10 protein-coding genes are annotated in these 10982 nt (G+C 62.9%); all 10 read right to left on the bottom strand.

Annotated elements, in window-relative coordinates; all coding sequences use genetic code 11:
• Positions 1–35: 35 nt before the first annotated feature.
• The 10 genes from E6C55_RS00900 to E6C55_RS00855 all read right to left on the bottom strand — a co-directional run bounded on the left by E6C55_RS00900 (position 36) and on the right by E6C55_RS00855 (position 10978).
• Positions 36–767, bottom strand: coding sequence for a response regulator transcription factor (locus E6C55_RS00900; RefSeq protein ID WP_168735380.1), 732 nt, complete (start codon positions 765–767; stop codon positions 36–38).
• Entirely contained in the window at positions 764–2560 is a 1797-nt protein-coding gene (locus E6C55_RS00895) for a cache domain-containing sensor histidine kinase (protein WP_230986467.1), read from the bottom strand. The genes E6C55_RS00900 and E6C55_RS00895 overlap by 4 nt, the downstream gene beginning before the upstream one ends.
• Before the next feature lie 638 nt (positions 2561–3198).
• Positions 3199–4053 (bottom strand): hypothetical protein, encoded by an 855-nt coding sequence (locus tag E6C55_RS00890; protein ID WP_136367886.1) that lies wholly within the window; start codon positions 4051–4053, stop codon positions 3199–3201.
• Positions 4054–4089: 36 nt separating this feature from the next.
• A complete protein-coding gene (locus E6C55_RS00885; RefSeq protein WP_136367885.1) occupies positions 4090–4701 on the bottom strand; it encodes a flavin reductase family protein in 612 nt (203 codons plus the stop codon).
• Positions 4702–4977: 276 nt separating this feature from the next.
• On the bottom strand, positions 4978–5550 hold the full coding sequence (locus E6C55_RS00880; protein ID WP_136367884.1) for a hypothetical protein: 573 nt from the start codon (positions 5548–5550) through the stop codon (positions 4978–4980).
• Between the two features lie 72 nt (positions 5551–5622).
• On the bottom strand, positions 5623–6585 hold the full coding sequence (locus tag E6C55_RS00875) for an alpha/beta hydrolase (protein WP_136367883.1): 963 nt from the start codon (positions 6583–6585) through the stop codon (positions 5623–5625).
• A 125-nt stretch (positions 6586–6710) separates the two neighbouring features.
• Positions 6711–7895, bottom strand: a complete 1185-nt coding sequence (locus E6C55_RS00870) for a pyridoxal phosphate-dependent aminotransferase (RefSeq protein ID WP_136367882.1) — start codon at positions 7893–7895, stop codon at positions 6711–6713.
• 33 nt (positions 7896–7928) lie between these two features.
• Entirely contained in the window at positions 7929–8897 is a 969-nt protein-coding gene (locus tag E6C55_RS00865; protein ID WP_136367881.1) for an ABC transporter ATP-binding protein, read from the bottom strand.
• Positions 8894–9880 (bottom strand): ABC transporter ATP-binding protein, encoded by a 987-nt coding sequence (locus E6C55_RS00860; protein WP_136367880.1) that lies wholly within the window; start codon positions 9878–9880, stop codon positions 8894–8896. The genes E6C55_RS00865 and E6C55_RS00860 overlap by 4 nt, the downstream gene beginning before the upstream one ends.
• A gap of 33 nt (positions 9881–9913) precedes the next feature.
• Positions 9914–10978, bottom strand: coding sequence for a M24 family metallopeptidase (locus tag E6C55_RS00855; RefSeq protein ID WP_136367879.1), 1065 nt, complete (start codon positions 10976–10978; stop codon positions 9914–9916).
• Positions 10979–10982 lie beyond the last annotated feature (4 nt).

Genomic DNA, 10982 nt, shown 5'->3' with positions numbered 1-10982 from the left:
TGGCAGCGAACGCTGCCAGCGCAAGGAAATAACCATTACCCCCGCTCCCGATACTCCGTCGGCGTCGCTCCCGTGTGCTGCTTGAACAGCGACGCGAAGTACTTGTGGTTCGGAATGCCGCACATGGCGGCGACCTCCGCCACCTTGAGCGTCGTGCCGGTCAGCAGTTGCTTCGCCTTGGCGATCCGCCTCTCCGTCACGTAGTCGGACAGGTTCTGCCCGGTCTCCCGCTTGAACGTCTCGGACAGGTACTTCGGGTGCAGGTACACTCTCTCCGCGAGGAATTGGAGGGAGATGTCCAACCCGAGCGACTGCTGGATCAGTTCCTTCACCTTGCGGATGACAAGCCTCTCCTTGTCCGGCTCGGCGGACTCGTCCCCGGCGGGGGCGGCCTCCTTGCCCTCCGCCTGAATGCGCGCGATCACCTTCGCCAGCTCCACGCGCTCGATCGGCTTGAGCAGATAGTCCACCACTCCGTATCGCAGCGCCTCGCGGGCATATTCGAACTCGTCGTGGCCGCTGACGACGACGATGGGCGTCTCCTTCTGCTCCTGCTTGATCCTTCGCAGCAGCTCCAGGCCGTCCATCTCCTTCATCCGGATGTCGGTAATGACGAGGTCCGTTCGCTCGGCCGTCCGGAACAGCTCGAACGCCGCCCTCCCGTTGTCCGCCTCCATAATTCTCAGCTCGCTCTTGATCACATCTTCGATGATCGCCCTCAGCCCTTGGCGGATCTTCGGCTCGTCTTCGACCAGCAGAATGTTCATTGCTGCGATTCCTCCCATTGGAACGGGATGCGCACGTGCATCGCCGCTCCTTGCGTTCTGGACTTGTCCAGGCTTAGCCCGTAGGCGTCTCCGTACAAAATCTGGAGTCTGCGGTGGATGTTGCGAAGGGCAAAGCCCTTCTCCTTCTTGCCCGAGGGGGCGGCCGCGTCTTCGGCGGATGGCGCCCGGATCGGCTCCGCTTCGGCGAGCATCGACTCGATCCGGCGCAGGCGCTCGGGAGCGATGCCGCGCCCGTCGTCCTCGATGCGGATGAGCAGGTCTTGGTCGTCGGCCTTGGTCGTCAGGGTAAGCGTCAGCGGCCGGCTGTCCATCCCGTGCTCGATTGCGTTCTCGACGAGCGGCTGAAGCAGCAGCTTCGGCACGAGCACCGACTCGTGGGAGAAGTCCACCCGGATGTCCGTGCGCAGACGATCCTCCAGGCGGAACGACTGGATGCTGAGGTAGTTCTCGACGAAGTCCAGCTCCTCCCGCAGCGTCACCTTGCTCTCCTGCCGGTTCACCGTGTAGCGCAGCAGCTTGCCCAGGCTGGAGATGACGCGGCTAAGCTCGTCGTGACGGTCGCGGCCCGCCGCCATGCTGATCGATTCGAGCGTATTGTACAGAAAGTGCGGGTTGATCTGGCTCTGCAGAGCCGACAGCTCCGCCTGCTTCTCCCGAATGCCGAGCTCGTAGATCTCCTTGATGTTCTTGTCGAGCTGGGAGACCATGCCGTTGAAGCCCGCGGTCAGCAGCCCGATCTCGTCGTTCGTCAGGATGGGTGCCCGTTCGCTCAGCTCGCCGTTCTGCACTCGTTTCATTTTCATATAGAGGCTGCGAATGGGCTTGACCAACTGGTTGGAGGCGAGGACGGAGATCAGGTACGCCGCCAGCAGCGAGGCCAGCGAGATCCAGAGAATGAAGGAGATCAGCTCGCGCGCGTTCTTCTGCAGGTCGCTGCGGGGGATGATGCCCACGATGCGAAGGCCGCCGTAGTCGGTCTCCCGCTCGGAGACGAGCGTCCGGCTGTCGTTGACGGGGAGGGCGCCCGTCCCGCCTCCGGATTCGAAGGGATAGATGACATCCCCATTCCTGTTGAAAATATACAGCGTGCTGTTCTCGGTAATCTGGACGGAAGAGAGAATTCGTTCGAAGCCGGAGCTGGTCAGATCGACCTTCACGAAGCCAAGCTTGGCGTTCGTATACGGGTTCTTGATCAGTCTCGCAATCGAGGCCACCTGCGGAGGATCGGTCAGGTAGTTCGGACTGGCGGCGGGAGGAAGGATGGTCAGCCCTCCGTCGTCGGCCTCGGCCTGCCGCATCCACTCGTTCTCCGGCGGCAGCCAGTTGCTCCTGCCCGTCTCCTGCAGATTGCTGAACAGACTCCCGTCAAGCGCAAAAATAAACACGCCCGCCACCTCCGTTCTCTCGTAGATCGCCGATGAGATGAGCTGGTTCATTTTGGACGATTCGTCGGAGGTGAGGTAGTTGCCCGTGCGGAAGGCGCCGCTGTGCCGGGTCAGAATATTCAGCGCGTTGTCGTCGTAGTAGAGGGACAGCGTAATCCGCTCCAGCTCCCGCACGTACCGCTCCAGGTTGATCGCGACCTGCTCGGCGAGCTGGTCGGAGTACGCCTGCGCGTCCTTCGCGGCTCGGGACGAATACTTCGAATACGTAATCGCGCCGCTGAGCAGGAACGGCACCGTGATCATCAGGCAGAACAGGACAAGCATCTTCGTTCGCAGCGACACGAAGGCCGGGGACAGCCGGGATGGACGCATGGACGATGGCGGCATGGACACGGGACAGATCACCCCCTCTATCGAACGAAGGCGGAAGTCGGCGGCTCCTCTCGGAGATGACAGCGCTTTTAACCCATATTATAGCGAAATCGCGATTAGGGATAGTGTGAATTGATGGACCGGCGGCGGCGGGGCGATGGAGCGGCGGGCGGGGGATGGTTGGTTGGCGAGGCGGCGGCGATGGAATGGTGCGGTGGCGGGGTAGTGAGGCGGCGGCGATGGAGTGACGTGGCGGGAAGCGGCGATGGATGGCAGGAAGATGGCGGGGGATGGTAGGAAGAGAGCCGGATGGCGGCGGTTCGGCGGGATGGGCGCGGCATTTTATATGATTTTTCACATAGAATTGCCGTAAAACCCGCCGAAATGTGGGATGAATGTGAAATTTAGCATATAATCGAGGACAACTTGGTGGCGCATCCGCATTTTATGTGAAATTTCGTATAAAATCGGATTTTCGGGCGGTTATCGGCAAAATGAATGTGAAATTTAGCATAAAATCGACGAAGGCCGGCACCGCGACCGCCCCAACGAACAGGGGACAGCCTCCGGGACGCGGCAACTTCGCAGATTCCGGCTTCCGCCACTCGCCCGCCTATGTTGCTCCGGTCGCTCCACCGCCCAGTAACTTTCCCTTACGACTCCAGCTTCTGGAGCTTCGACGGGTTGTTGATCTTGTACGGCACCGGGTGCTTGGTCAGCTTCTTGGCCGCGACCTTGGCTTCGAAGGAGATCGTGTCTCCGATCGCCAGCTCCAGCTTCTTCAGCGTGTTGCTGTGGCTGGACCAGGCGGTGCCGAGCTCGAGCTCCTCCGGTCCCTCGATGCGGACCGCTTCGTAGATGACGACCTCGTCGTCGGTATCGGAGAAGTGGTTCGGCACGGTCGTGAACTCCTGGACCGTAGCGACCATCTTGACCTTCTCCTCGGGAAGCTCCAGCTTCGCCTTGCCCTTCTTCGCCTTCGGCTTGGCAGGTTCCGCGGCCTCTGCGGCCTCTGCGGCGGAAGGGCTTGAGACTGCGGAGGAGGACGCCGCGGCCTGGGAGTCTGCGATCGACGCCGCGGCTTCGGAGACCTCGATCGACGATGCCGCTTCGGGCGCCTCCGCCCCCTCGGTCGACGATGGCTCGTCCATTAGGACCGCAGCTTCGTCCGCCAAGACCGCCGCTTCGTCCGCCGAAGCTGCCGGGTCGTCGTCGTTCTCGGCTCTCGCGGCGCTCTTCAAGCCGTAGCTGGCCGCCTGCATCTCCTTCAGGAACGAAGGGTGAATGCAGTGGCGCTGCTTGTTCTCGAACTCGATGACGGCGGTCATCTTGTCGACGAAGCCGACAATGCTTACCGTCTCATTCAGGCCGTTGCCCTTGTAGACGTAATTTTTCGTACGGGTTGCCTTGTCGGACAGCAGCCCCCATTCCCTGCACTTCTCGAGCTGCTCGTCCTCCGAGTCGAACTCGAAGAACAGCAGAGGCTCGATAACGAACGCATGGCTCATCGCTCTTCCGCCCTTCCTCTTTTCATTTTCTATCGCTTACTCCGGCCGAGCCAACGCAAAAATCTCGCCCAGCTTCGAATAATGGCTGCCGGCGAGCCGGCTGACCGGGCTCAGCTTCCGCACATCGATGCGCCCCTCGTGCAGCAGCTCGTCCGCCACGTGGAAGCAGACGACGCGGCCGATCAGCAGGTCGCAGTGCGGCGCGCCCTCTGTTCCTCCGAGCGGGAAGCTGTGCTCCAGCACGCACTCCATGCGCATCTTCGCCTCCGCAATGCCCGGCGCCGCCACCTTGACGCTCGGCACTTCCGTAAGCCCGGCCGTCTCAAGCTCGCTGACGTCAGCCGGCAACGATGCCGCGGCCGCGTTCGCCGCCTCGACGTTCGCCTCGTCCACAATGTGCACGACGAAGTGGCCCGACGCCTGCGCGTTGCGCGCGGTGTCCTTCGGGACGCCGCCCCGGCGCTGCACCGACACCGAGACGAGCGGCGGGTTCGAGCAGACGATGTTGAAGTAGCTGAACGGAGCCGCATTCACGACACCATCTTCGGACAACGTCGTCACGAGCGCAATGGGCCTGGGCAGAATGCTCCCGATAAGAAGCTTATAGTTGTCCCGTTCGCTCTGACTCGATGGATCGATAACCGCCATAACGCCGCATCTCTTCCCTTCGATTTTTCTAGCTTCTATTGTACATGGTTTGGGCCTCATCGCCTAATGGACTTTGGAGCTCCCGCATACGCAAGAGACTCTCCCGCACGGGAAGAGCCTCCGTATCCAACCTTTATTATATCTCTGCATTTATCTCTGCTCTATGCTCTATGCTCTATGCTCTATGCTCTATGCTCTACTCCCTACGCTCTGCTCTACTCCCTATGCTCTGCTCTACTCCCCGCGCCCTGTTCGCCAATCCTTCGCATATCGCGCTCACCGGAGCCGCTCGGCCAACTGCCGCCGCCTGCGCAACTCCTTCCGGGCACGATTCCAGAACAGGCTGACCTCGTCGGCATCGCGAACCCGGTTCAGATTGATCCACAGCTTCGGAGCCTTGCGCGCCGCATCCCACATGAGGCTCGCCTTGGCGGGCAGGTCTCCGTAACCGGCCTCGATCAGAAGCTCCGCCCCCCGCCGTTCCAAATGATACACCCGGCGAACGACACGGCTGTTGAAGGAAGCGACGGCGTCCCTGCTCTCCGCCAGCGTCAGGAAGTCCCCGCACGGCCGGCAGATCAGCTCGATCGTATGCTCCAGTTCATCCCCCGCCAGGCTTGTCCAATAGCGGAAGGCATACTCGCCGCGACAATGGGGGCACCGCACGTTCTCGCGGATCGCCGCCTCCGCGGCAACCAGGAAGCGGTCGAGGCAGGGCGTCTCCTTGAGCTTGCTTAAATACAATTTGTAGAGGACGAAGAAGCTGGCGGCATCGGCAGACTGGCGGGCGGACTTCCTGAACTCGGCAAGACAAGCTTCCGCGGCTTCCCTCGGCCATTCGGTCATCATCGCGATCCCCCATTCGGTTGAGATGAGCTCATCTGATCCTCATTAACCGAATCGGCGCATCCTTAATCTTCCTCAGCCCAGCTTCTCCCTCAGCCACGAACCGGCAAGCTCGATGGCGCTGCGCGCCGCCTGCGTGCCCGACAGCGAGTTCAACATCACGAAGTCGTGGATAATGGCCGGGTAACGAACGGACGCCGTCTCCACGCCGGCCTGCTTCAGCTTCTCCGCGTAGGCTTCGCCCTCGTCGCACAGAACGTCGGCTTCCGCCGTGATGACGAGAGCGGGCGGCAAGCCGCGAAGCTGCCCGGTTGTCGCGCGCAAGGGGGACGCCGTAATCTCCCCGCGCCGCTCGCGGTCCGGCAAGTACTGATCCCAGAACCACATCATCGCATCCCTGCGCAGGTAGTAGCCCTCCGCGAATTCGCGATACGACTCCGTATCGAACGAAGCGTCCGTCACCGGGTAGAACATCAGTTGCCCGGCGATGGCCGGCCCGCCCCGCTCCTTCGCCATGAGGGCGAGCGCCGCCGTCATGTTGCCGCCGACGCTGTCCCCCGCCACCGCGATGCGAGAGGAGTCGAACCCGCGCGTCTCTCCCGCCCGCTCGATCCATTCGAGCACGGAGTAGATCTCTTCGAGAGCCTTGGGATAGCGCGCCTCGGGGGACAGACTATAGCTGGGAAAAACAACCGCAGCCCCGGAACCGTTAGCCAGCTCGCGAACGAGACGGTCGTGCGTATGCGCGTTGCCGAATACCCACCCGGCACCGTGGAGGTACAGGACAACGGGAAGCGTTCCCTTCGCTTCCTTCGGCCGAACGATCCGCAGCCCGACTCGTCCGTTCTCTCCGGTGTCCAGAATAAACTCCTCCACCTGGGCGATCGGCTGGGGAACGGGAGTCGCTGCCGGAACCGACTGCGTCTCGTCCACGGCTTCCCTCCCCTTCTCGGGGCCGAGCTGGAACAAGTAAGGCGGCTTCGACGTCTCTTCGGCAAGCTTCCGGGCTTCCGGCTCAAGTTGGATCGTACGTATCATGCTCATCACTCTCCTTCGTCTGATTGACCGGCCTTGAGCCCTTTATTACCCCGTTCCCCCGATAACAAACGGGCAGGCCCCCCTTCGAGAGGAGACCCGCCCGCCTGCCGTCTGTCGTCTGCCGTTCAAGCTTTGACCGGAAGCTTGCTCAGCGAATCCTTGATGCGCAGAATCGCTTCCTTGTACTTGCCGGTATCCCGCATCGTGCCGTACATGATGCGCAGGAAGCCTTCGCCGTTCTCGCCGAACCACGTCCCCGGGGACACGCCGACGTTCGCGTCCTTCGCAAGATAATCGCGGATGCCGACCGACGTGCCGAGCCTCGAGACGTTGACCCAGAAGAAGAAGCCTCCCTCCGGCAGAAGCACCTCGACGCCGGGAATCGCGTTCAATTGCTCGTAGCCGAACCGGCGCCGCTCGGCGAAGATCGTCATCCATTCGTCGACATAAGAAGGATCGGTATACGCCGCGGCTACGCCGTACTGGGCGAACGTATTCGTCGGCCCGACATAATTGAACGTCGCCACCTTCAGGATGTCGATAACCGGCTTCGGCGCGACCATATAGGCGACGCGGAAGCCCGTGAGGCCGAGGTCCTTCGACGTGCCGAACACGGAGATCGTGCGCTCGCGCATTCCCGGAAGCGCGGCGAAGGTGATATACTCGTTGCCCTCATAGATATTGCGCTCGAAGCTCTGGTCGACCACAACCATCAGATCGTGCTTCTTCAGAAAATCGGCCAGCCGCTCCAGAACCTCGCGCTTGTATACGGTCGTGGTCGGATTGTTCGGGTGCGTCAGCACGAGGCAGCGGGTGTGCGGCGTCACTCGCTTCTCCAGCTCCTCGATCCGGAGCTGGAAGCCGTCCTCCATATAGGTGGGGACGCTGACGCTGATCGCCCCCATCTGATACACGTCGTTGAAGTTCTCGGCGAAGCCGGGGTCAATGTTGAGCACCTCGTCGCCGTGATGCGGCCGGATGCATACCCGGATGCCGACGAACAGGCCGAATGCGGAGCTCGGCACGACGATGAGCTCGTTCTCCGGGTCGACGTCCAGACCGTTGAACTCCTTCAGCTTCTTCACAAGCACCCGCTTCAGCTCCGGCACCGCGTAGCTGTTGTCGAGCGCGTAGTGGGTTTTGCCCTCGTCGAGCGCCTTCTTCGTCGCCTCGATGATGTGCTCCGGAATACAGCGGTCCGGGAAGAACGGGTCCGCTCCGACCAGCATCAGCTTCTTCTCCGGGTCCATTCCGTCATAAGCCGAGAAGTCCGGGGACTTCAGCTTCAACCAGTTCTCGTCGATCTTCATGCTTATCCAACCTGCCTCTCCGGTGCGGTGAATTTATCGGTAATGGCAAGCGACGCGATGGCCGCCGCCGAGGTCCTTGAAGGCGGGCGTCTCCAGCGCGCAGCGCTCCGTCGCCTCCGGGCAGCGGGTGCGGAAGCGGCAGCCGCTCGGCGGGTTGACCGGGCTCGGCACGTCTCCCTGCAGGATGATCCGCTCGCGCCGGCGCGACGGATTCGCCTGCGGGATGGCCGACAGCAGCGCTCGCGTGTACGGATGCTGTGGATTCGCGTACAGCTCCCGCTTGTCCGCGATCTCGACCATCGCCCCCAGGTACATGACGCCGACCCGGTCGCTGATGTGCTTGACGACGCGCAGGTCGTGCGAGATGAACAGGTACGTCAGCTCCAGCTTCTGCTGAAGCTCCTTCATGAGGTTAACGACCTGCGCCTGAATGGACACGTCGAGCGCCGACACCGGCTCGTCGCAGACGACGAACTTCGGCCGCAGCGCGAGCGCCCGGGCGATGCCGATCCGCTGCCGCTGCCCGCCGCTGAACTCGTGCGGATAGCGGCGAATATGCTCCGGCCGCAGGCCGACGAAGGAGAGGAGCTCCTGCACCTGCTCCTCCCGCTCGCGCGAGCTCAGCCGTTCGTGCGCCTTGAACGCCTCGCCGATGATGCCGCCGACGGTCATGCGGGGGTCGAGCGACGCGTACGGGTCCTGGAAGATGATCTGCATCTCCCGCCGCAATCCCCGCATGTCGCCGGAGCTTGCCCGCAGAATGTTCCTCCCCTCGAAGAGCACCTGCCCTTCGGTCGCCGGCACGAGCCGCAGCAGCGCCCGCCCGGTCGTCGACTTGCCGCAGCCGGATTCTCCGACGATGCCGAGCGTCTCTCCCCTGCGAATGGAGAAGTCGAGCCCGTCGACGGCCTTCACATATTGGCGCCCGCGGCCGAACCATCCTCCGTCCCCTGTCGGGAAGTGCACCTTCAAGCCCTTGATCTCAAGCAAGTGCTCGCTCATCCGGCTTCCTCCTCGCTGGCGTCGCCGTACAGGAAGCAACGCGTCTTGTGTCCGGCGGTCTCGACGAGAGCCGGCTGGCTGCGCAGGCAGCGCTCCATCGCATGCTTGCAGCGCGGAGCGAAGCGGCAGCCGGGCGGCATGTCGTAGACGCTCGGGACGAGCCCTTCGATCGTCTCGAGCGTCTCGACCTCCGCGTCGATGTCGGGAATCGAGGCGAGCAGGCCTCGGGTGTAAGGATGCATCGGGCTGCGGAAGATGTCCTCCACCGCTCCGTGCTCCACCACCTTGCCCGCGTACAGCACCATCACCTCGTCCGCCACCTCGGCCACGACGCCCAGATCGTGCGTGATGAGCATGATTGCGGTGCCCAGACGCTCCTTCAGCTCCTTCATCAGCTCGAGAATCTGCGCCTGAATCGTTACGTCCAGCGCCGTCGTCGGCTCGTCGGCGATGAGCAGCGCGGGGTTGCAGGCGAGCGCCATCGCGATCATGACCCGCTGCCGCATCCCTCCGCTGAGCTGATGGGGATACTCGCGCACCCGCTGCTCCGGCAGCGGAATGCCGACGAGCTTCAACAGCTCGACGCACTTCCTCGCCGCCTCCGCGGACGACATCCCCTGATGCAGCTTCAGCACCTCGCCGATCTGCATGCCGATCGTGAATACCGGGTTGAGCGACGTCATCGGCTCCTGGAAGATCATCGAGATGCGGTTGCCGCGAATCGCCCGCATCTCCTTCTCCGACTTGTCCAGCAGGCTCTCGCCCTCGAAGCGGATCTCTCCGCCGACGATGCGCCCCACCGATTCCTCGACGAGCCGCATGACGGAGAGCGAGGTGACGCTCTTGCCGGACCCGGACTCGCCGACGATGCCGAGCGTCCTTCCTCTCCCGAGAGCGAAGTCGACCCCGTCCACCGACTTCGCCACGCCGCTCTCCGTATAGAAGTACGTCTTGAGTCCTCTAACCTCCAACACCTGGTCCATCTTCCGGTCGCCCTCCTTCGTCAGGTCTTCCGTCTAGTGCACCTGAAGCACATGCGGACAGCGGGTCAATACTTCGCAGCCGTCCTCCGTCACCCTTACGATATCCTCAATCCGAACGCCCCCGATGCCGGGGACGTACAGCCCCGGCTCCACCGTGAACACCATCCCCGGCTCAAGCGGCTCCTTCGCGCCGATTACGACCCTCGGCAGCTCGTGAATGTGCAGCCCGACGCCATGGCCGAGACCGCGCAGGCTGTACTCCTCCACGCCTTCGCGGACGAATACGTCGCGGTGCGCCTTGTCGATCTCTCCGCACGTCCGTCCGGGGCGGATCGCCCGAATCGCCGCCTTCCGCGCCTTCTGCACGATCAGGAACAGCCGAAGCGCCTCCGGCTCCGGAGCGCCGACCCACAGCGTTCTCGTGAGGTCCGAATGATAGCCCCGAACCTTCGCGCCGAAGTCGATCACGACCAGCTCGCCCCGGGCGATCGGCTTGTCCGTCGCCGTTCCGTGCGGCAGCGAGGCTCTCGTCCCCGACGCGACGATCGTTCCGAATGCGGGCGCCTCGCTTCCTTCCTTCGCCATCAGGTATTCCAGCTCGATCTGAATATCCCGCTCCGTCATTCCGGAGCGAATCCGGTCGACCAGCTTCAGCATCGCCCGGTCGGCGATGGCGGCCGCTTCCCGGATCGTCCGCAGCTCCTCCTCGTCCTTGATCGCGCGATGCCGGACTCCGTAATCCTCAAGCGGCACCCAACTGATCTCTGGCAGCTCCGCCCGAAGCCGGGACACCTCCGCATCGGTCAGCTTCGTCGACTCGTAGCCTATGGTTGCCGCCCCGAGCCGGCGAAGCTCCTCCCGGATCGTCTCCATCGCGTCCAGGCCGTGCGTCGCAATCCGCCACTGCGGCGCTTCCTTCTCCGCCTGCTCCGTGTAGCGGGGATCGGTAATCAGACAAGCCTCCTCCTCGGTAACGAACAGATGCCCGTTGCTGCCCGAGAAGCCGGAATAGTACCGGCGATTCTCGTACGAGGACACGTATACGGCGCCCAGCTCCTTCGCTCGCAGAACCTCCCTGATTCTCGCCAGCCGGCTCATTCGC

Source organism: Cohnella fermenti, from assembly GCF_004801405.1.
Classification (GTDB): domain Bacteria; phylum Bacillota; class Bacilli; order Paenibacillales; family Paenibacillaceae; genus Cohnella; species Cohnella fermenti.
This window is presented reverse-complemented; position numbering and strand designations above follow the sequence as displayed.